Annotated in this window: 20 protein-coding genes, 1 pseudogene and 1 riboswitch; of the genes and pseudogenes, 7 read left to right on the forward strand and 14 right to left on the reverse strand. The window is 53.6% G+C overall.

Annotated elements, in window-relative coordinates; translation table 11 throughout:
• Positions 1–2 precede the first annotated feature (2 nt).
• From moaE to I9W95_RS09070, 7 genes are all read right to left on the reverse strand, one after another.
• Entirely contained in the window at positions 3–455 is a 453-nt protein-coding gene (gene moaE / locus I9W95_RS09040; protein WP_225674052.1) for a molybdopterin synthase catalytic subunit MoaE, read from the reverse strand.
• Positions 456–458: 3 nt separating this feature from the next.
• Positions 459–704, reverse strand: coding sequence for a MoaD/ThiS family protein (locus tag I9W95_RS09045; RefSeq protein ID WP_225674053.1), 246 nt, complete (start codon positions 702–704; stop codon positions 459–461).
• Complete coding sequence (gene moaC, locus I9W95_RS09050) at positions 697–1,185, reverse strand: cyclic pyranopterin monophosphate synthase MoaC (RefSeq protein ID WP_225674054.1); 489 nt, start codon at positions 1,183–1,185, stop codon at positions 697–699. Before moaC ends, I9W95_RS09045 begins: the two co-directional genes overlap by 8 nt.
• A gap of 9 nt (positions 1,186–1,194) precedes the next feature.
• On the reverse strand, positions 1,195–1,731 hold the full coding sequence (gene moaB / locus I9W95_RS09055) for a molybdenum cofactor biosynthesis protein B (RefSeq protein ID WP_225674055.1): 537 nt from the start codon (positions 1,729–1,731) through the stop codon (positions 1,195–1,197).
• Complete coding sequence (mobA, locus tag I9W95_RS09060) at positions 1,728–2,276, reverse strand: molybdenum cofactor guanylyltransferase (RefSeq protein ID WP_225674056.1); 549 nt, start codon at positions 2,274–2,276, stop codon at positions 1,728–1,730. Before mobA ends, moaB begins: the two co-directional genes overlap by 4 nt.
• A complete protein-coding gene (gene moaA, locus I9W95_RS09065) occupies positions 2,276–3,247 on the reverse strand; it encodes a GTP 3',8-cyclase MoaA (protein ID WP_225674058.1) in 972 nt (323 codons plus the stop codon). Before moaA ends, mobA begins: the two co-directional genes overlap by 1 nt.
• Positions 3,236–3,384, reverse strand: a riboswitch (molybdenum cofactor riboswitch). It overlaps the preceding gene by 12 nt.
• Positions 3,385–3,446: 62 nt before the next feature.
• Positions 3,447–4,385 carry an NAD(P)/FAD-dependent oxidoreductase gene (locus I9W95_RS09070; RefSeq protein WP_225674060.1) on the reverse strand — a complete coding sequence of 313 codons (939 nt, stop codon included), beginning with the start codon at positions 4,383–4,385 and terminating at the stop codon, positions 3,447–3,449.
• Between the two features lie 183 nt (positions 4,386–4,568).
• On the opposite strand from I9W95_RS09070, the gene narL reads away from it, so the two are divergent.
• From narL to I9W95_RS09085, 3 genes are read left to right on the forward strand one after another with little or no spacing between them, the layout of a single operon-like run.
• Positions 4,569–5,228, forward strand: a complete 660-nt coding sequence (narL, locus tag I9W95_RS09075; RefSeq protein WP_225674062.1) for a two-component system response regulator NarL — start codon at positions 4,569–4,571, stop codon at positions 5,226–5,228.
• Positions 5,225–6,448 (forward strand): molybdopterin molybdotransferase MoeA, encoded by a 1,224-nt coding sequence (gene moeA / locus I9W95_RS09080; RefSeq protein WP_225674064.1) that lies wholly within the window; start codon positions 5,225–5,227, stop codon positions 6,446–6,448. Before narL ends, moeA begins: the two co-directional genes overlap by 4 nt.
• A gap of 7 nt (positions 6,449–6,455) precedes the next feature.
• A complete protein-coding gene (locus I9W95_RS09085; RefSeq protein WP_225674066.1) occupies positions 6,456–7,202 on the forward strand; it encodes a HesA/MoeB/ThiF family protein in 747 nt (248 codons plus the stop codon).
• 8 nt (positions 7,203–7,210) lie between these two features.
• Here I9W95_RS09085 and I9W95_RS09090 read toward each other — a convergent pair whose 3' ends face one another.
• From I9W95_RS09090 to I9W95_RS09120, 7 genes and pseudogenes are all read right to left on the reverse strand, one after another.
• Positions 7,211–8,371 carry an NnrS family protein gene (locus I9W95_RS09090; RefSeq protein ID WP_225674068.1) on the reverse strand — a complete coding sequence of 387 codons (1,161 nt, stop codon included), beginning with the start codon at positions 8,369–8,371 and terminating at the stop codon, positions 7,211–7,213.
• Positions 8,368–9,105, reverse strand: a complete 738-nt coding sequence (locus tag I9W95_RS09095) for an ABC transporter ATP-binding protein (RefSeq protein WP_225674070.1) — start codon at positions 9,103–9,105, stop codon at positions 8,368–8,370. Before I9W95_RS09095 ends, I9W95_RS09090 begins: the two co-directional genes overlap by 4 nt.
• Positions 9,102–9,893, reverse strand: coding sequence for an ABC transporter permease (locus I9W95_RS09100; protein ID WP_225674072.1), 792 nt, complete (start codon positions 9,891–9,893; stop codon positions 9,102–9,104). Before I9W95_RS09100 ends, I9W95_RS09095 begins: the two co-directional genes overlap by 4 nt.
• 1 nt (position 9,894) lies before the next feature.
• Positions 9,895–10,875 (reverse strand): ABC transporter substrate-binding protein, encoded by a 981-nt coding sequence (locus I9W95_RS09105; RefSeq protein ID WP_225674075.1) that lies wholly within the window; start codon positions 10,873–10,875, stop codon positions 9,895–9,897.
• A complete protein-coding gene (locus tag I9W95_RS09110) occupies positions 10,875–12,911 on the reverse strand; it encodes a TonB-dependent receptor (RefSeq protein WP_225674077.1) in 2,037 nt (678 codons plus the stop codon). The genes I9W95_RS09105 and I9W95_RS09110 overlap by 1 nt, the downstream gene beginning before the upstream one ends.
• Positions 12,912–13,060: 149 nt before the next feature.
• Positions 13,061–13,318, reverse strand: coding sequence for a hypothetical protein (locus I9W95_RS09115; RefSeq protein WP_225674079.1), 258 nt, complete (start codon positions 13,316–13,318; stop codon positions 13,061–13,063).
• Positions 13,299–13,679, reverse strand: a pseudogene (locus tag I9W95_RS09120) (tyrosine-type recombinase/integrase); the annotation flags it as partial. The gene I9W95_RS09115 and the pseudogene I9W95_RS09120, both read right to left, overlap by 20 nt.
• 287 nt (positions 13,680–13,966) lie before the next feature.
• Here I9W95_RS09120 and I9W95_RS09125 point away from each other — a divergent pair.
• Genes I9W95_RS09125 through I9W95_RS09140 form a run of 4 tightly spaced genes read left to right on the forward strand, consistent with a single transcriptional unit; the run spans position 13,967 to position 19,581 of the window.
• Positions 13,967–15,217, forward strand: a complete 1,251-nt coding sequence (locus I9W95_RS09125; protein ID WP_225674083.1) for a hypothetical protein — start codon at positions 13,967–13,969, stop codon at positions 15,215–15,217.
• Complete coding sequence (locus I9W95_RS09130; protein ID WP_225674085.1) at positions 15,214–15,807, forward strand: condensin complex protein MksE; 594 nt, start codon at positions 15,214–15,216, stop codon at positions 15,805–15,807. The genes I9W95_RS09125 and I9W95_RS09130 overlap by 4 nt, the downstream gene beginning before the upstream one ends.
• Positions 15,797–18,673 carry a hypothetical protein gene (locus I9W95_RS09135; RefSeq protein WP_225674087.1) on the forward strand — a complete coding sequence of 959 codons (2,877 nt, stop codon included), beginning with the start codon at positions 15,797–15,799 and terminating at the stop codon, positions 18,671–18,673. Before I9W95_RS09130 ends, I9W95_RS09135 begins: the two co-directional genes overlap by 11 nt.
• Positions 18,670–19,581 (forward strand): DUF7281 domain-containing protein, encoded by a 912-nt coding sequence (locus tag I9W95_RS09140; protein WP_225674089.1) that lies wholly within the window; start codon positions 18,670–18,672, stop codon positions 19,579–19,581. Before I9W95_RS09135 ends, I9W95_RS09140 begins: the two co-directional genes overlap by 4 nt.
• The last annotated feature ends 38 nt before the right edge of the window (positions 19,582–19,619 follow it).

The following is a 19,619-nucleotide window of genomic DNA, read 5'->3' on the forward strand; positions in this document are numbered from 1 at the left end:
GGTTACCAGCGTTTAACGGCAGCCTCATCAGATGCCTTGGCCTCTACCCAGTGTGTTCCTTCAGTGGTGGTTTCTTTTTTCCAGAACGGGGCGCGGCTTTTCAGAAAATCCATAATAAATTCACAGGCATTAAAGGCCGCCTGGCGGTGAGCGCTGCTGACCAGCACCAGCACAATCTGCTCATTAACCGCCAGTTTCCCCACACGATGAATAACCGTAATCATGCCCAGCGGCCAGCGCGTGCGTGCCTGTTGCACGATATCGGCCAGGGCTTTTTCTGTCATACCCGGATAATGTTCCAGCGTCATGTGCAGCAGTGGCGTGGTTGCCAGATCGCGCACGCGTCCGCTGAAGCTGACAATGGCGCCGCATTCCGCCTGATTTTGCAGCCGTTCATATTCATCGGCCAGACTGAAGTCCTCATTCTGCACGGCGATGCGTGTGAGCGGGGTCATGGGTCAGCCTCCGGTTACCGGCGGAAAAAATGCAATTTCGTCGCCGTCTTGTACGCTTTCCGTTCTGTCACACAATTGCTGGTTGCGGGCGCACAGCAGGTCATGGCGCGCCAGCGCACTTGCCCAGGGTTCGCCCTGGGCGCATAACTGTCCGGTCAGGGTATGGATATCAACAGCACCTGCCGGCCACTGTATTGCGGCAGTACCCAGTGCTTCACGCAGGCTGGCAAAAAAAATCACATTAATCATGGTGCGCTCCGTTTCTTTGCCAGTGACCACTTTTTCCCCCCTGCTTTTCCTGCAGGCGTATTTCAGTAATCTGCATCGCCGGGTCGACGGCTTTGCACATATCGTAAATGGTGAGTGCAGCAACCGAGGCGGCGGTCAGTGCTTCCATTTCCACCCCGGTTTGCCCTTGTAAACGACAGAGGGTATTGATCAGAATTTCGCCCCGGTCGTCGATGCTGAAGTCGACACTGACTTTACTCAGTGCCAGAGGGTGGCACAGAGGAATTAAATCACTGGTTTTTTTCGCTGCCATAATGCCGGCAATACGCGCCGTGGCTAACACATCGCCTTTTTTAATTTCGGCCTGACGGATACGGGCAATGACATCCGGGCGGGTAATGACCCGCGCACTGGCGCAGGCCGTACGCAAACTGCTGGTTTTGGCGGATACATCCACCATGTGCGCGTGGCCGTGTTGATCAATGTGAGTCAGATCGGACATGCTTTTTCCTTAACGGCAGGCAGGCTGCGGGCTGTTTTTAACATGGGCAACAAAATTGCACGGCCCGGTGCGGCCATCGAGTTGTGGCGCAATCAGGGCTTCCCAGGCCTGACGACAGGCGCCGCCAGAACCCGGCACGGCAAATAACAGGGTGCCGTTGGCCATGCCGGCCAGCGCCCGTGATTGCATACTGCTGCTGCCGATATCAGCAAAGCTCAACTGGCGGAACTGTTCACCAAACCCTTCGACTTCGCTGTCAAACAGCGGGCGGATGGCTTCGGGCGTACAGTTGCCGGCGGCAAAGCCGGTGCCACCATTAATAATAATTACCTGCACGTCGCTGCTGGCAATCCACTGACTGACCTGAGCGCGGATCTGATAGCGGTCATGGGGTAACAGGCTGCGCTGCAGCACTCTGTGTCCGGCGTCACCGGCCAGTTGCTGTAACAGATCGCCGCTGCTGTCTTGTTCGGCACTGCGGCTGTCGGACAGCGTCAGCAGGGCGATATTCAGCGGGAAAAATTCACGGTTGGCGTGTTTTCTCATATGGCCTCCGGCAGGTGAGCGCTGGCCAGCGCCTGCTGCCATTGCTCCGGGGTATTGGTGTTGATCAGCTGATCGGGAAAGGGGCAGGGAATAAACTCTGCGTTCAGACTTTGCAGCAGGCGATACACAGACCGCTGACCTTGCGGGTGCAACCGCTCGCGAATGAGGTCGCGCAGCGCTGTGTCGTTCCACAAGACGCATGGCAGAACACTGTCGCTGAAACAGACGGATGTGGCAGGCGCATACTGCAGCAGCAGGCGCAGGCTGGCCGGCTGAAGGTGGGGCATGTCCACTGCCAGTACCAGTATCTGAGCGTGACGACACTGGGGCAACAGCGTATCCAGCCCGGATAGCGGGCCAAAACCCGGCACCCGGTCGGGCTGTCCGAACTGCGGATGGCTGATGTGAATATCGTCGCTTCCCAGTCTTTGTGCCAAGGCCTGCTGACGCTGCCACAGGGGCTGACCCAGAAAGCTCAGGCTGGCTTTGTCTTGCCCCATACGCGTTGATTGACCACCGGCCAGTACAATCGTGCTGAACATCATCAGCCTCCGATCATGGCCAGGTGGCGGGTGCTGCCGCTGAAGCCCTGTTGCAGCTGATGGCTCGCTTCTTTGCCGAGAATGGCCTGTTGCAGCCAATGCAACAGGGGCTGCGGGTTATCGTCCTGCAGCAGATGGCGCAGCGACTGATGCTGGTCGGCAAACAGGCACAGGAACAACTGCCCGAGGGATGACACGCGCAGGCGGTTGCAGTCGGCGCAAAAATCTTTGCTGTAGGGCATGATCAGACCGATGCGGCCGGCGTAATCGGGGTGGCTGTATTCCAGTGCGGGGCCATCGGTCACACTTTTCAGACACTGGCTCCAGCCGTCGGCCAGTAGCTGCTGACGTATCAGCTCGCCACTGAGGTGCTGCTGGTTAAAGAAGTCGCCGTTGTCACCGGTGCGCATCAGTTCGATGAAACGCAGAGACAGAGGCCGGTCTTTAATAAAGCGTAAGAAGGCGGGCAGTGCCGTGGCGTTTTGCTGTTTCAGTAACACGCTGTTTATTTTGACTTTGCGGAAGGGCATAGCCAGCGCCTGATCAATGCCCTGCAATACATAGTGCAGGCGATCGGCTCCGGTAATGCGGGCAAAGGCTGACGGATCGAGACTGTCGACACTGACGTTGACGGTATCCAGGCCGGCTTCCAGCCATTTCGGTAAATCTTTCTGAATACGGAAACCATTGGTGGTCAGGGCAACCTGCTCAATACCGTCGGTTTGTTTGCACAGGCGGATGATGTCGCTCAGGTCGTGGCGCAGAGATGGCTCACCACCGGTCAGGCGGATCTTACGGGTGCCCAGCATGGCAAAGGCACGCACCAGCCGCTGAATTTCCGCAGCGGTCAGCTCTGTGTCGTGCGATGCGCAGTCATTACCGTCCGGCAGACAATAGGTGCAACGGAAATTACAGGTTTCAGTGAGCGACAGACGCAGGTAAGTAAAGCGTCTGGCAAAACGGTCAGTCAGCATGGGCACCTTTCCAGAGATGGGAGGAGCGACCGTTTCCAGTCGCTCCCTGGTGGCAAGATTGCCACGGCTGCAGCGCCATACTCGGTGGGATGAGGACCGTTGAGGTTAGGCAGGGCAACTCGGCGTTAGACTCAGCATACGCGACTGAGCCCGCAGACCTATTCATCTGCTGTGGTATATTGTTAACTCTTTTGGGGTATCAGGCGCTGTGCAGTAAATGGTCGCGTATCTGCCGGATGTCCGTCTGGTTGCGGCACAAAGCGGCCAGCGTATCGCTGCCCGAAATATCACCAATAAGAATAAATCCGGTAATCCGGTTATTGTTAATCCAGATTTTCCTCAGAATATTATCGGGTGTGGACGACACCATAATCGTCTCGCCACCTGGTTTGCCATGGGGCGGAAGCAGGTAATGAGCGCTGCTGTTGCCAAGATTCACAATACAAAGCTCATTGCCCTGATTAACCGGAGCCAGCAATTTAAGAATTGCATCACAGGCTTTTACGGGACCGGTTATCAGGTAGCGCTGAGAATCTTCTTCCACACTGAGGCGTGGGTATATATCCGTTTTCTCTGTCAGCTCTATGCCGTATTCACAGGCAATTTTTCTGATAAGTGCCTGAGCGTCGGAATCAGCATCGGGGTGGATAATGGGGGTGGGGTGTGCCGGAATGAATATTCTTTTTCCTGCTTTTGCTAATACAAAGGCCAGTTGCAGGGATGAGGCTGAAAGATTTTCGACGAGAAAAGCCGGGGAAATTCGGAACCATGGAATGACGGTTTCAATGTCGGCGGCGGTTCTTATTGTGTAAGTACTATCGGGCCGGCTGTCCATTTGCAGCTTTATTCTGACGCCTGCCTGGGTGCAGTCAATCAGCGGCTCGTCCGTGTTTTCCGGCGTCTCAGATAAGGGCGACCATGCGGCATTTCGCGCAGCGTACCACTGAGGTGGCGTGATGTGATCCTTCAGGTTAATCAGGCCCGCCAGCGTTGCGGGAAACAACTTCTGTGGCAGATGATGATGTCTCGATGGGCTGTAAATGACAGTGCGGGCCAGTGAATCCAGATGTTTTAATCGCTCCAGAATAAGGTGCGACAGATCGTTGTCGCCTTTTATGTGAACGGTTGTCGGAGTCATAGGCTTATCGGGCTTAAATACTGGTAGCCTGGGGCCAGGTTTGTGTGCAATCAATACTCTTTCACTGGTAGGCTCTACCTAATTATGAGTATGTTGCATCTATCACGATGCGCCGCGAAATATCAGTGTCGCTGTGGCAATATAACAACAATATGCGAATGCAAATGATGAGGAGTTTTTGTAATGAATCAGGATAACGCATCCACTATTATGCTGGTTGACGATCACCCCCTGCTGCGCAAGGGACTCAAACAGTTGTTCGAGTTTGAAGACGATCTGAACGTGGTTGCCGAAGCCAGTAACGGTGAGGATGCGCTTCGTCTGGCCGATGAACTGGAACCCGATCTCATTATTCTGGATCTGCACATGCAGGGTATGGACGGCCTGGAAACCCTGAAGAAAATGCGGGATAACGGCATTACCTCGCGAATCGTGATGTTGACGGTTTCCGATGCCGACGAGGACGTCTTAACGGCCATCAGCAATGGCGCAGACAGCTATCTGCTGAAAGATACCGACCCTGATTTACTGCTCGAGCAGATTAAGCAGGCGATTTCCGGAAAAATGGTGCTCAGCGAGCCCGTGACTCAGGTGCTGGCCGCCGCTATCCGCAGACCAACCGTGAAACCCGTTTCCGAGCTTGATGCACTGACCGCGCGCGAAATTGACATCCTGAAATGCATTGCCAAAGGCTTAAGCAACAAACTAATTGCACGGGAACTGGATATCTCCGACGGCACGGTCAAAGTACATGTGAAGCACCTGCTGAAAAAACTCGGATTACGCTCCCGTGTGGAGGCTGCAGTATGGATGGTCAATCAACAGGGTGAAGGCCAGGCGTGAACGGTTTATTAAGCGTCGCCGACGCGATACAGAGCATGCTTGATAGTGCCGGCGACTTTTTGCCGGAGCAGGAATTCTGCCCGCTGATGTCGCTCGACGGACGCATACTGGCCGAACCGGTTGTGGCGACCATTACTTTTCCTGTGTTCGATAATTCCGCTATGGACGGATACGCGCTGCGTTATACGGATGCAAAGCAATTAACAGGTACAGGTTTACCGGTTAAGGGGACTGTTTACGCAGGACATGCGCTGGATACCCCGCTGGCAGCGGGAAGTGTTGTGCGCATTATGACCGGGGCACCACTGCCTGAGGGCGCAGACACCGTCATTATGCAGGAGCAGACCCGGCTGGTGGACGGTGTGTTATTTGCTACTCAGCTGCCCGCACAGGGTGAACATGTCCGCCATCGTGGCGAAGACATGCAGCAGGGCGAAACCCTGTTGCTGCCGGGAACCCGGCTGACACCCCGTCACATTGGTCTTTTGGCGGGGCTGGGTCTGACTGGTGTGCGGGTATACCGCCGTCTGCGCGTTGCGCTTTTCTCATCCGGTGATGAACTGCGCCAGCCCGGCGAGCCACTGGCAGGCAGTCAGATTTACGACAGCAACCGTTTCGCACTGACTGCCATGCTGCAGCGCCTGCCTGTCGACATCATTACCTCCCGCTGGCTGCCGGACGCCCCCGGGCTGGTCGAATCCGCGTTGCGCGATGCAGCCGGTACGGCGGATGTTGTTATAACCAGTGCTGGTGTGTCGGTGGGTGACGCGGATTATATGCGCGACATTATTGCCGGCCTCGGTCAGGTTAATTTCTGGAAAGTGGCCATGAAGCCCGGTAAGCCATTTGCGTTCGGTCGCCTGGGGCGTGGTTGGTATTTTGGTCTGCCAGGTAACCCGGTATCGTCCATGGCGACCCTGGACCAGCTGGCCCAGCCTCTGCTGCGTCGCCTGAGTGGTGAGCTGGGTTATCGCCCGGTTCAGCTTCCTGCGGTGGCGGACACTGCCATCCGCAAACAACCGGGCCGTGCTGATTATCAGCGTGGCATTTATCACCTCGCCGACGGGCAACTGCATGCGTCTCCCGCTGGTGGACAGGGATCCGGTCTGCTGCGCGGATTCTGCACAACCGACTGCTACCTGGTATTGCCATCAGAGCAGGGAGATACCGCAGTGGGTGAATCCGTGCAGATCCAGCCGTTTGGCGCACTACTGAAGTGAGGCCGGCGTGAACGATCAGCAATTACTGCGCTACAGCCGTCATATTTTTCTGCCGGAAATCGACATCGACGGTCAGCTGGCACTGCTTAACAGCCACGTGCTGGTGATTGGTGCCGGTGGTCTTGGTTCTGCTGTACTGCCTTATCTGGCCGCCAGTGGTGTTGGGCGTATTACCGTTGCTGACGACGACACGGTTGAACTCAGCAATCTGCCGCGTCAGGTGATTCACGCTGATGATTCCGTTGGCATTCACAAAGCCGGATCAGCCCGGCAGCGGTTGCTGCAGCTAAACCCTGGCTGCCAGGTGACAGCAGAGATTCGCCGTGCCGATGCGGACTGGCTGACTAGTGCGTTGGGCCAATTTGATCTGGTGGTCGATTGTTCTGATAACGTCACCGTGCGCTACGCCCTCAACGAAGCAGCGCTACTGCACAAGGTGCCCTGGGTCAGCGGTGCTGCTGTGGCTATGGACGGTCAGATTACGGTGTTCGATCCACGCCTGCCCACTGCTCCCTGTTACCGCTGCCTGTATCCCGATCTGAAAGAACAGCAACTCAACTGCAGCGAGAGCGGCGTGATCTCACCTTTGGTGGGTGTGATTGGCTCACTGCAGGCGCTGGAAGCGCTCAAAGTTCTGGCGAACAGTGGCGAACCGTTAGTCGGACGACTGCTCACCTACGACGCCCGCCATGGCAGTTTCCGTGAATGGAAATTCAGAAAAAATAATCAGTGCCCGGCGTGTGTTCAGTGTTGAGATGCGGCTCATGCCGGCCGCTGCCACAATGTGCGCCAGCTGATCGTCAGCACCAGCAGCCATGATAACATCCAGCCGCCTGCGGCGATGGCCAGCAGAGGATAGTATGCAGCTGGCACTAACGGCGCTAAGGCTCGCAGTTGCAACAGTAGCAATGCTGTTGCTATCAGAATAATAACCCGTTTTCGCTCATCAAGACCCCAGCCACTGTGAACCCCTCCCGCCACAAGTACGACGTATATGATGGCTGTCATCAGTGCCGCTGCGAGCAGATGTTGGCCGCCGCTGCTGACACTGCCATACAGTAGCCCCGATATCCCTAACTGGGCATAGCCGGCAGCCATCAGCCACAAGGTACAATAGGGTAATAAAACCCATCGGCGCAGCAGCACCCGTCCGAGATGCCAGTCATTGAGAATATTCAGAATGGCTGCCGCAGCAGCGAGAGCCAGCCAGGCATTAATACCTGCAGCGGGAAAGTACCACGAGCACACACTGAACAGCAGAATACATATGATGGCCAGTTGGCGTCGTGGTGGCCTGGCCAGATAGGGTTCTGCCTCCGCTTGCTTCTCTTCCAGTGCGCTGTTCACCATACTCATGGATATGCGCGCTAATGCCAGTAATAACAGAATCATCAGCGTACCCATCAACAGGTGCGTACTTTGTAATGCTCTGCCAGGGTGTGGCAGCTCGTAGTAAAACATCACATTGACTATCAGAAGTAACAGCAGTGCAAGCGGAAGGCTAAGGTGTTTGCGAGTCAGGTCCTGCCATAAAACCGGAGTCGTCAGTGTCAACAGCGTGATTAGCATCAGAGTATCAGCCATGGCAGCCAGCCAGATCGCAGGCGTTAACCAGTGCGCCGTAATGTATGCTACGCGGCCTGCCAGCCAGAGCCCTGCCAGTCGCTTCAGCCATACATAATTAACGGGTTCAGTTGAGGTAAATTCAGGCACTGCAGTCAGCATAAACCCGATGATTGCCGCACCGCTCAGCGCAAAAAGAAACTCATGAATATGCCAAAGGAGTGGGCCACCAGGCGGGTTGAATGGAACAGACAGAAAAAGCGTCAATCCCCACAGCAACATCGACAGTAACGCCCAGATAATAGTCAGCAGAAAAAATATGCGGTGTGGCGAGTCCCATAATGTCGAAACAGTTTTCATGCAGGCTCCAGGTGAAAGGCAGCACGCACGGCCGCAATACCCAAAAAATCTCGGGTACGTTCAAGCAGCCAGTTCTGCTGTTGGCGCTGATTGTGGCCACCGGTGTGAAATTCGTAGCAGATATGCCCTGGATTGCCGCCCAATACGATAATGCGGTCGACGAGACGCATGGCTTCAGCGGGGTCGTGGGTAATCATCAACAGACTGCAGCCGGTATCAGAGATCGCCTGTTGCAGATAACGATACAGTTCAGCCTTCAGGCCGATATCGAGGGCGGAAAATGCTTCGTCCAGCAGTAACAGATCTGGCTGCGGTAGCAGGGCCCGCGCCAGTGCGACCCTGCTTTGCATACCGCCGGATAACGCTGCAGGATACTTAAGCAGATCTTCCTCGCTCAGTCCGAGCTGAAGCCCTATCTCCTGAGCTTGAAACTGACGTTCGTTACCGGGAACGCCCCGGGCCTTGAGGCCAAGGGCGATATTATCGAGCGCGGTTTTCCAGGGCAGTAAACGCGGCTGCTGAAACATTAGTGTTGGCTTGGCAAAGTCGTTCCGCAGCACTCCTTCACTGGGTATCAATAAGCCAGCCGCAATATTCAGCAGAGTGGTTTTTCCGCTACCCGATGGGCCGACCAAAGCTACGGCTTCGCCCTGCTCTAATGTCATTGAAACAGGGCCAAGCACGCGTCGGGTGGCAAAGTTCTGACTGATCTCATGCATCGTCAGACGTGTCATGATATTTCTCTCCAGGCTTCGACATGGCGTTTCAATGGTTCCAACAGAATATATTCGACAGCCAGCAGAGTGCTTATCAATGCAAGAATCCAGGCCATGGATGTGACAGAGTCCAGGTGGCTTCGGGATACCGCCAGCGCAGCACCAATCCCATCATCGGTCGACAGCAACTCCGCCATAACAACAATTTTCCACGACATTCCCAGCGCAGAACTCCAGGCGGGAAATAAATACGAAAAAATATGCGGCAAATATAAATCCTTCCAGCGCATTGTCATGGGAATGCGGAAAACAAGTGCGACTTCTTTCAGTTGTCCATCCAGTGTTCTTGTTCCCTGCAGAGCACCAAGAAAAATAATAGGGAAGCATGCGATAAAGACGGTAAAAACAGGGGTTCCATCACCCATGCCGAACCAGAGTAATGCCAGAATCAGCCAGGCAACGGGGGGAATACCCATCAGGACAGTAATAACCGGACGACTGAGCATGGATGTCGTCATACTCATGCCGGCACCTATGCCCAATACACTGCCAGCCAGTAAAGAAAGAACAAAGCCACTGATGGCACGGCGGGCAGTGACTGCAATATCATGCCACGGCGTAGCATGATGAAGCAGTTCCCACAGGCGGTTAATGGCATGTAACGGCTGTGGCAGAACCAGGGGCCCGAAGATATCGGCCGCCAGTTGCCAGGCTGCAAAAAACAACAGCAGGCTGGAGGCGGCTCCCCAACCGGACCACAGATAGTTAAAGCAGGCGCTTGTTGCCCGGTGAACCAGAGACGCCAAATTACAGCTCCTGATCTGGCGTTTGGTAAAACGCATCGTCTGGAATTTTTTCGCCTAATATGGACGGATTTTTGTTATAGAGCTGGTTGAAGAAAAACTTCAGCTCGGGTTCAGCTTCGTCAGGAGTCAGTGTTTCCATTGTGCTGAACTGCAGTGCATCCAGCACCGCCTCTTTTTCCAGCATGGGTATCTGGCGTACAACCATGTCGGCACATTCAGCAGCGGCTTGCTGGCAAATCTGCAACGATTTTTTATAGGCCTGGTTGATCAGTGCCTGTTCTTCCCTTGGCTTTTTTGTGGCATTAACAACGGCGATTCCGGCTTGAGGGATACGCGCTCGGGTATTAAATAGCTTTCCCCATTCTTCCTGAAGATTCACGCTGCGATATAAATCCGGAGCTACCAGCTTCAGTGGAAAAGAGTCTGTTTTACGCAGGGCCATCGACACAGCAGGTTCTGCCAGCAATGCATGATCAGTGCGTCGCATGATCAACAACTGCATGGCATCAAGCGGCGAGGCAACATAGCGCACAGAAAAATCCTGACGCGGATTTAATCCGTGTTTTTCAGCCAGTAATTGAAAAACAAGGTCGGGCATGTCGCCACGGAATGGCACTGTAATTTCTTCTCCGGAAAAATCGGTCAGAGATTTCATATCGGCATTGCGTGATAAAAGGTAAAGAATACCCCAGGTGCTGACGTTCAACAGGCGTGTATCGACACCACGGTTGTACAGGTTTGCGGCGACATTGGTGGGCATTGCCACATAGTCTGCGTGCTCTGACATCACGATGGCGCGCAACTGATCAGGGTCTTTCCACAACTGAAAGTGGGCGTCGTAACCCAGAGCTGACAGGGCGCCACTTTCAATCATGTGGATCAGAGGAAACGAAACACTGGCGGGAGGTCCGGCCAGTGTCAGCGGAGTGCCTGCAGTGGCAACGCCACTGCAGAGCAGGTAAGCGATCAGCAAGGCACGCATCAGAAGGCTCCTTGCCAATTCAGGGCAACACTGCGTCCCGGTGCATTAAGCTCGGCGCCGGATAAGCCTTCCGCCAGATGCTCATGGTAGGTACGGTTGGTCAGGTTGCTGACCGCAAGGCGTACCTTATGGTCTCTTGCTGGTTTCCAGTTAAGGCCGGCCTCCAATGTATTAAATGACGGCGTTTTATCCTCCAGACCACGGCTGAATTCGGTCGCAGTCAGAGTCTGTGACTTCACCAGACGCCACTGAGCATCAAGTTGCAACGTTTCTGTAAATTGACCGGTCCAGCCCAGGGTTAACTCATCAGCCGGCATCTGGAACAAAGGTTCGTGCAGGTCGTTGTTGTGGCCACGAACCAGACTGATTTTAACGCTTACGCTCTGGGAGTCGCTTGCCTTCATGCGGAGATCTGCGTCCACTCCACGCACGGTGACGCTGCCCAGATTGACGGTTTGTTTGCAATACGTCTGGCTACCACAAGCGGTGTTAACGCTTGGGTCCTGAATTTCGCCGGTAATAAAATCATTAATGGTCTGATGGTGCAGACTGACGGCGTACTGCAGTTGCGTATCGCCACCTTTTATTCCCAGTTCCAGCTGGTGGGCGGTTTCAGCATCCACGTCCGGACTGCCAATATAGTAGTAGCCATCTCCTCTCAGGCCAGATTCATAACGTTCACGCATATCCGCTGCGCGGAAGGCTTTACTCAGACGAACATAGGGACGCAGCAGTGGACTGACGTCATACATTGCCGCGACGCTACCGGATAGTGAACTGTCTTCATGACGGAGACCCGTTGTGCGGGCACCATTGTTCATACTGCCGGCGTCGGCACTGACCTCATCCTGACGCAGCGAGGTAATCAGTCGCCATTGTTTGCCGGACAGCTCATCCTGCAGATACAAGCCGGTTGCCGTAATTTCTGCATCTTCAAACGGGTTGTTACTGACGAAGGTAGTGAAAGCGGGGGCTTGTGCCATCATCCGGTCCGGGCTGGCACTCATCTGCCAGTAATTGATACCTGCTGACAGGGTATGCTGTGAGTTCAGATAATGATCGTAGCGAACATCGGCACCTTGAGTATCGAAGCTGACGTCATTGGTGACGATATCGTCTCCAAGCCAGTCCGCCCAGGCGTAAATAGTGCGCTCCATCTCCTGAGTGTACAGGCGGACATCCAGCTGACCCTTTTCGCCGGAATAGGTGAGGCCTGCTTCATTGAGAAGTCGCTTCTGATCTGGGGAGTGAATGGTTTGATTTCGTGTAGCTGGATTGGTTGGGTGTGGGCGGGTTGAGCCCGGATACCAGAGGTCCTCGTCCTTCTGTTGCTGATGCGACAGGCGAAGTTGGATTCCTTCGTAACGGAAACGATACTGACCAATCAGGCTGGTTGATTCATAACCTGTTTTATCTGCCTCCCCTTCCGGGGTGTGGTAGTTGTCGTGATCGGCATAGCTTGCTCCCACCATAAGGGCATGTTGCTCAGAGCCAGCATTGGCGATGACACCAAGCTGGTAACTGTTATCAGTTGATGCGCTCCCGGCACTCGCTTTTACCGACTGATCCTCGAAAGTGGCCTGCGGCAAGCGCAAGTTGATCACGCCGCCTAAAGCTCCCGTACCATACAGCGCCGAAGACCCGCCTTTAACTACTTCGAGCTGGTCGGCCAGCGCCAGAGTCATCAGTGAGGTGACTGACCCCGCAGGCTGAGCGGAATTAAGCCGCATGCCATCGACCAGCAAAACAATTCGTTCTTTACCCAGCCCCCTGATATATGGGTTCTGCCCATGCGCACTGTCGCTCCCGACGGCGATACCTGCCTCACCGCGGAGGGCATCTCCAATATTGGCTGATTGACTCTCAAACAACTGCTGGCTATCGAGTGCCAGCGTGCTGACCGGTGTTTCCGTATCGACACGCTCATTACCGGTTGCTGTAACACTCGTTGCTGGCAGTTCATAGACCTCTGCAGCCAGAGCTGCCTGACTGGCGAACAACAGGGCGATCGAAAGCCTGGATTTACAACAAGACATAGACACCTCCATATTTATGATAATTATTATCATTAACATGTGCAGGTGTCATTATTATCAGTAGGTAGGTGGTGTATTCATTTGGTGGTAGACGAGTACATACTCACATGCGTCCGACATCCCTGTCCTGCAAACTACACCAATTCCCCCTAACCAAAATACTCCGAAGGCAGTTGGGCAATGAAGGCTTTGCGCAAATCCCCCAGTGTATGAAACTCCGGTGGCCAGGCGCGCATTTTCTTCTGCACCCAAATGCGCAGGGCACTATGGTTGTCCATCGAGGCGTTCACTCCCAGGTGACCCGCCAGTCCATTTCCTGGTTGAATCTCTGCCACGAAGATCAGCCAGTCGGCGATACGGTTTGCTCGCTCAGTTACCCACACGTGTTTAAAGTTCTGGTGCTGCATTGCTATCGGCCTCCTCTGTGGCTGCTGGCGTGTCGGTAAGAAAGCGCTGCTGCAGCAAACGATCGAAGGCAGAACCATCCTGGCGGGTCAGGTTGGGCACATAGCGTGAGTAGACCCGGAACAGCATCTCGGTGGTGGTGTGGCCCATCTGCCGGGCAATCCACTCCGGGCTTTCGCCGGCGGCCAGCCAAAGAGTCGCTGCGGTATGGCGGGTCTGATATGGGCGGCGTTCCTTCAGGCCCAGATAACGCAGCAAGGGGTACCACACACGCTTGGTGATGTTGTTGTGCTTCAGGGGCGTGCCAGAGCGTGACGAGAACACAAACTCGTGCCGGGCGGTAACCTTCTTTTGCTGTCTTAACGCCTCGTAAACGGGTTGCGACGGGTTCTACCCCGTTTTCACGGACACATCTAAAAGAGGCATAATGTGCCTGTAAGGAGTGTTGAACTGCAATCTATCGAATCAGCAGATGCACCTTACGGGATGTTGCACAAGGTCGCTTCTCTGGTAAGCGCAGTAGAAACCGTGAGGGTGTTCAAAATTCTGTGACTGGCTGACACAGAATTTTGAACGCCCTCCGAGTACGGATTCGATAACGGTTATCGAATCCGATATAGCACAGTAACACTGCCATAAGGGACTAATTAGTGGTTAATCCTCGAAGCCTTGTCTACCAATTGCACCAGCACTGGGAGCTGGTCGAGGTGATGGTGCGTGTCAGTCGTGACCATCCAGAGCTGGATCAAGAGCAGGCGCTACACTTGGTGGGTAAAGTAGATCCGGATAGCAGCGAGCCCGGTGCCGTATTGCGCTCATTGCTCAATGCCGATCTCTTGCAGCTTGTTCCCCGTTCAGGGGATCTCGTTGTTAATCCTACGGTACTTGAGTTTGTTCGAGGTCTAACCCATGAACATGAACTGGGACTTTCTTCCGTTTTGGCAGCAAGGGTTGCGGCCATTCGCACGGCAACTGAATCTCTGAACCAAGCGCTGGCCGACGGTGATAATGATCAACTGCGTCAATCAGCGCGACAACTAGGGGATTTATTCCGGCAAATCAGTCTTCAGCTTCACCAGGATCGTGACGCCATTTTGGATATTGCTGAGCAGGCACGGTCTGCCGATAGTGCTATGCCTCTCGCCAGGCGCTACCGTCGGGTACTGGAAGCATACGACCAGTACATCGAGCCCATGAATGAAATGATGGACTCCGGGCCGGATGGAACCTTTTATCGGTACCTGGAAGGTGCCGATGAAGCGTTGGAAGTGGTCTATGAGAAACTCAGTGTTCAGGGTGCGCTTTACAGTCATCGGCGCCAAATTAGGCAGGTGTCCTATCAAGCAAAGGAATTAAGGCGCATAGGCCGGACGATTTCTCAGCAATGCGCAGATACCTTGTTGCCCCTCAGGGAAGAGCTTCGGGCTCACAGCAATCTCGCTTCATCGATCAGTAAGCTACTTGGTCAGGTCAGAAAGCGCGGCCTGCGTCGTTCTATTCCATTGGAATTTGAGGGGCAGAGATTGCCTTCTTGCCGTCAGGAACGATTTTCCAGGATCTCTGTCGGTGATGAGGTCTTGACGATCATTAGTGAGGCGAAAAACTACCAGCCTGTGGCAGAGCCGTTTCCAGAATCTGAAGAATCGGCCCAGTTGGATTTCCAAGAGTGGGTAGATCAAGCAGCTGTGATCGAACATTTAAAGCGATCATTGCCGGTTGATCACCTGATGAATTGGCTGAGTGAACATTATGGTCACCTGCCAGATGCTTTAGTTTTACAGCTTTATCACGAACTGGTTCGGTCCTCGGACTGGCACAGCTACTTGCAACCCGAAGAAGTGGTAACCGAACTGAATAGCCTGCGGGTTTATCACCACCCTCACAGGCTGGAGGCCTCATGACAACGGTTAACCTGGACAAGCTGAGTTGTTTAGCTGAAATTTTCACCCGGCTCAGCAAAAATGGTGAGCATATCAACCGCGCATCCAAGCCCTTGTTGTGGGCCAACCTGGAGCAGGAGCGCGACGCCTACGAGACACTATTCTCGTCGCTGGGGTATGACTTGAGGGTCGATAGTCGTGGTTTTGCCTGGTTTCATAATACCGAGAGCAGTACATCGTCTAATCAGAATACGCGGCGATTAGCACTTTTTTTCATGGTGATATTTGAGTTTCAAGGTGATGCAGGAAAGCCGCTGCGTCGCTTCACGGATTGGCGTATTGATCGAGAACTATTGGATGAAGCCTACAGTCAGCATAAGGAGGTCTTAGCGGCGGAAGGGATTTCATTGGATGACTTTGCGGATATAGCGAAAACCGCAGAGCGATTTGGCTTCATGGCTAAAGACGCTGGTGCTTATTATTTGCTGCCAGCCGTTTACAGATACCTTGATCACTTCGAAGCTCTGGCAGCTGGCATTGATGATGATTTTGGGCTGGGCGATGAAGGCTCCGCGCTGGATAACGATAAGGAAGAAGTTCATGAGTCGTGATACAGCCTTGAGCGATAAAAAAGAAGCCGTGAGCGATAAAGCAAAGACCATGCGCGTAGACACAGCCATGCAGCGATTCGACTTTTCCGGTTTTCAGCGATTGGTGTTGTTGGGCAGTGCCGGGTATTCTCGAGCTGAATTGCCGCTGGATGAATCTGTCTCCCTCATCGCCCCCAATAATACCGGCAAAACCAGTCTGATTAATGCGCTGCAATTTCTCCTGATTATTAATAAGCGGCGCATGGACTTTGGTGCTCACGATGTGGATAAAAGTCGCCAGTTCTATTTTCCCAATAACAGTGCTTATATTTTGCTGGAGGCGACTCTGCCTAATATCGGCACGGTCGTTCTTGGGTGTGTCGGCAAAGGCGTCAGCCACGACTTTCAATATTTTGCCTACAAAGGGCAGCTCAACGTCGATGAGTTTCGGACCGATGACGGAAAATTGGTCGCTCAGCCGGAGCTAATCGCACATCTCGCTCAATACGGTAAATCTGTTTTTACCTATAATCCGAGTGATTTCGCCAATATTCTTTACGGTGGGCGAGTTAAACGCGCTGCTAATGAGCCGGATTTTACCGTGTTTCGTCTGGAAAATAGCAGAGACTCCGATGCTTATCAGCGGGTTCTGACCCGTACTCTACGGCTGGATAAACTAAAATCACAGGATGTGAAAGAGCACCTCCTGCAAATTTTCAAGCATGATGTCACTGATTCCGCTATCGACTTTAAGCAAGCTTGGGATAAGGCATTTGCCGAGATCAATGTTGAGCGGGAGCAGTATCAAATTGCTGTCAGTCAGCAAGCTCGTATTGATACATTGGAATCAAACCGTGATCAGCGACTTGTAGTGCGGGGCCAAATTCTGGCTGTGCGCCCCCACATAGAGGCAGCTCTGGAGGGGTGGGAGCAATTCTATACAGATAAATGCAGTGAGATAGCGCAAGCCCAAAAGTTCTTGGAAGATGAACGGCGAGACAGGCTGGGTAATGATCGAAAACTGATTGCGGAACAAACTCAGTTGGCTACAAAGCTAAAGTCTCTGGTAAGTCAGCAGGAGAGCCAAAACGAGCTGGAACGACAGTTTGCGTTGATCTCGGGCCGGGGGGAGCTGGAACAGCAGCAAGCGGAAATCAAAAAACAATATGATGCCATCACTACGCAAATTGGTCTGGTGAGCAGCCGTACACCCAGCCAAATTGAGCGAGATATTAAGCGTAACCTGTCAGAGCAAGAGGCATTAACCCGAGAGTTGGATACTTTGTCAGATAATCTCTGGCAACGTCTGAGTGTGGATCTGCCTGAAGATCAATTAGGAGTATTAAACCGCCTGTTTAACCGGGAAGTGATGACGCTGGGTGCTAACCAATTTTATCTTGATACGAAAGAGCTAAGTCGTGCGTTGTCACAAATGGATGCCAACCACTGGAAAATGGAGGGGCTGTCTTTCAGTCTTAAATCTCTCACGCCCCAGTATGTTGTCAAAAGTGCTGCGGAAATTCAGCAGCGTCAGAGTGAATTGACAGAGCAACATAGCGATCTCCTTAAGCAGTTGGATACCGCCAAATCTTTGGATAAGGCCAAAGAAAAGAAGGATCAGCTGTATGGCCAGCTCACTTCTGTAGAACAAGCCGTTAAAGCGTTTGATCAGTTACTTCTCTTGCGTCAGCAGCAGCCAGAACGTGAGATTCATTTAGCTGTTGGTGAAGCACGGCAGCATGAGATTCAAAACTTGCTGGTTCAGTCGGAGCAGGCCAGTAAAACACTGGATGAAAAGGCGAATAAGCTAAACCAGGACGAGTCATCGCTGAATGGTAAACATCAGCGAATCAGTGAACTCCGCAATCGTCGTGTGGATACCGATCAACGCTTTAGTTATTTGGCTGATCAACCCCACAGGCCGTGGTTGGGTGACGCACAGGTACAACTTGAAAATCTAGCTGAGGCTCTGACCGATTACCAGCGCTTATGCCAACAGTTACTACGGTTGGATGGCGATATCACCGGTCTGCTAAGCGAGCTGCATCACAAAGGCCTGACCAAATTTCAGTATGCCGAGAACGACGAAATTGAGATAGATACCTTGATCAACTTCCGTCATCAGCTTTCGCGTGAAGCCGAAGCGTTGGAGCGCCGTGCTCGCAGTGCAGTGGTGAATGTAACTGCCAGTCTGCGCGACTTGCGTAGCGGACTTTATAGCTTAAAGCGGAGAATGCGCGAATTTAACTCGCTCATCGGCGCTCGGCAGTTATCGGATCTCACCGTCTTTAAGATTGAAGCCCAAGATGACGAAAGCCTGGTTTCTGCCATTGATACCTTGATTGATACCGCTGAAAAAGTGGAGTCAGGTGAAACCTTTGCCCTATTCAATCAGGCCAGTGTGCTGGATGACGTACAGTTGGACAGAGCGCGGCAGCGTCTGATCGATGAGTGCAACGCACGGCAGGGATTGAGAGTGGCGGACCTTTTCCGGCTCAGCTTCGTAGTTGGTAAGAAAGATCAGGCCCCCGAATCCTTTGACGATCTTGATAGCGCTGCATCCAACGGCACGGTGTTAATGGCCAAGCTCATAACGGGACTGGCCATGTTGCACCTTATGCAGGACAAACGCCACCGGGTGAAAGCCATCTGTTACCTGGACGAGGCGCTGGCTCTCGACACCCGTAACCAGGCCAGTCTCATTGAAACGGCAGCAGAGTTTGGCTTCTCGCTTATTTTTGCTTCTCCTTCTCCGCTGACCACGGCGCGTTATTGCGTGCCTATCAGCCAGCATCAAGGCCGAAACCATATCAGTCGTGAAAGCTGGCACATTCTGGAGCCTCTAGCAACGGATAGCGGTGAAGCTCTGTCTGGAGTGACCTCATGAAGGCGCTGTTGGCAGCATTACAGCGTATGGCAAAAGCCGCCGATGGACCGGTCGCTGCGTCGCAGTTCACTGCGGCGCAAAGAAAGGCTTTGGATCAATTTATCCAGCAGACACACGCCATTGCCTGCCGGACATCTGGCCGAGGCATAACCTATCAGGTCGTCCAGCCTCAGGTGATTGAACAGCATCTGCGCTCCCTCAGTCCTGGCTGGCTGGAGGAGCTTTCCGATTCCGTGCCCAATCGGGCGGCCAATATTGCTGCCTACCGCCATAGTAAGGGCGGGGGGCACCGGCATGCAGCCTACTATCTGCTAATGCGTGCCTGTGGTGGGCGAGTGCAGTGGTGTGATGCCGAAAACCAACTGGACCTCAGCGAGGCTACGGCACGTTATGGTGTGGCGGCGCTGGCAGTTGAGCCAAGTGACGCCTGGTGTAGCGCTCAACCCCTGTGGTTGGTGGAAAACCAGGCGCTATTTGACCGCCTCGACTGGTTACCAAACTCAGATCGGCAAAAAATCGGCCTGCCACATAACGGCCAAGCCTCAGTTCACTGGTATCGCGGGCAGATTAATAACAACCTGCTGGACTGGCTTGGTGCATCCGAGCGGGTGCCAGAGGTCATTCTCTTTCCAGATTACGATGGCGTGGGGTTGCGGAATTATGCCCGCTTACATCAGCGACTGGGGGATCGCTGTAGCTTGTGGCTCATGCCCGATTGGCAACCCAAGCTCAAAACCTTTGGCAGCGATACCATATGGCGTGATACCAAAAGCGACTTTGATACCGCAGTGAGCTATCTAAGCCAAGCCATTCCCTCCCATACTGCACAGGGGGCCGAACTTCACTGCCTGATTACAGCCTTGAGGACAGAAGGTGCGGCCTTGGAGCAGGAGGCGATATGGTTGTGACCTGCTTGTTATCGGGCATCTCAGGTGTGCTCTCAAAG

The sequence above is a fragment of the Thalassolituus marinus genome (assembly GCF_020320395.1).
Taxonomy (GTDB): domain Bacteria; phylum Pseudomonadota; class Gammaproteobacteria; order Pseudomonadales; family Oceanobacteraceae; genus Venatoribacter; species Venatoribacter marinus.

Coding starts and splice junctions, on each gene's coding strand:
- moaE (WP_225674052.1), bottom strand. CDS start 455: ATGACCCCGCTCACACGCATCGCCGTGCAGAATGAGGACTTCAGTCTG.
- I9W95_RS09045 (WP_225674053.1), bottom strand. CDS start 704: ATGATTAATGTGATTTTTTTTGCCAGCCTGCGTGAAGCACTGGGTACT.
- moaC (WP_225674054.1), bottom strand. CDS start 1,185: ATGTCCGATCTGACTCACATTGATCAACACGGCCACGCGCACATGGTG.
- moaB (WP_225674055.1), bottom strand. CDS start 1,731: ATGAGAAAACACGCCAACCGTGAATTTTTCCCGCTGAATATCGCCCTG.
- mobA (WP_225674056.1), bottom strand. CDS start 2,276: ATGATGTTCAGCACGATTGTACTGGCCGGTGGTCAATCAACGCGTATG.
- moaA (WP_225674058.1), bottom strand. CDS start 3,247: ATGCTGACTGACCGTTTTGCCAGACGCTTTACTTACCTGCGTCTGTCG.
- I9W95_RS09070 (WP_225674060.1), bottom strand. CDS start 4,385: ATGACTCCGACAACCGTTCACATAAAAGGCGACAACGATCTGTCGCAC.
- narL (WP_225674062.1), top strand. CDS start 4,569: ATGAATCAGGATAACGCATCCACTATTATGCTGGTTGACGATCACCCC.
- I9W95_RS09090 (WP_225674068.1), bottom strand. CDS start 8,371: ATGAAAACTGTTTCGACATTATGGGACTCGCCACACCGCATATTTTTT.
- I9W95_RS09095 (WP_225674070.1), bottom strand. CDS start 9,105: ATGACACGTCTGACGATGCATGAGATCAGTCAGAACTTTGCCACCCGA.
- I9W95_RS09105 (WP_225674075.1), bottom strand. CDS start 10,875: ATGCGTGCCTTGCTGATCGCTTACCTGCTCTGCAGTGGCGTTGCCACT.
- I9W95_RS09110 (WP_225674077.1), bottom strand. CDS start 12,911: ATGTCTTGTTGTAAATCCAGGCTTTCGATCGCCCTGTTGTTCGCCAGT.
- I9W95_RS09115 (WP_225674079.1), bottom strand. CDS start 13,318: ATGCAGCACCAGAACTTTAAACACGTGTGGGTAACTGAGCGAGCAAAC.
- I9W95_RS09130 (WP_225674085.1), top strand. CDS start 15,214: ATGACAACGGTTAACCTGGACAAGCTGAGTTGTTTAGCTGAAATTTTC.
- I9W95_RS09135 (WP_225674087.1), top strand. CDS start 15,797: ATGAGTCGTGATACAGCCTTGAGCGATAAAAAAGAAGCCGTGAGCGAT.
- I9W95_RS09140 (WP_225674089.1), top strand. CDS start 18,670: ATGAAGGCGCTGTTGGCAGCATTACAGCGTATGGCAAAAGCCGCCGAT.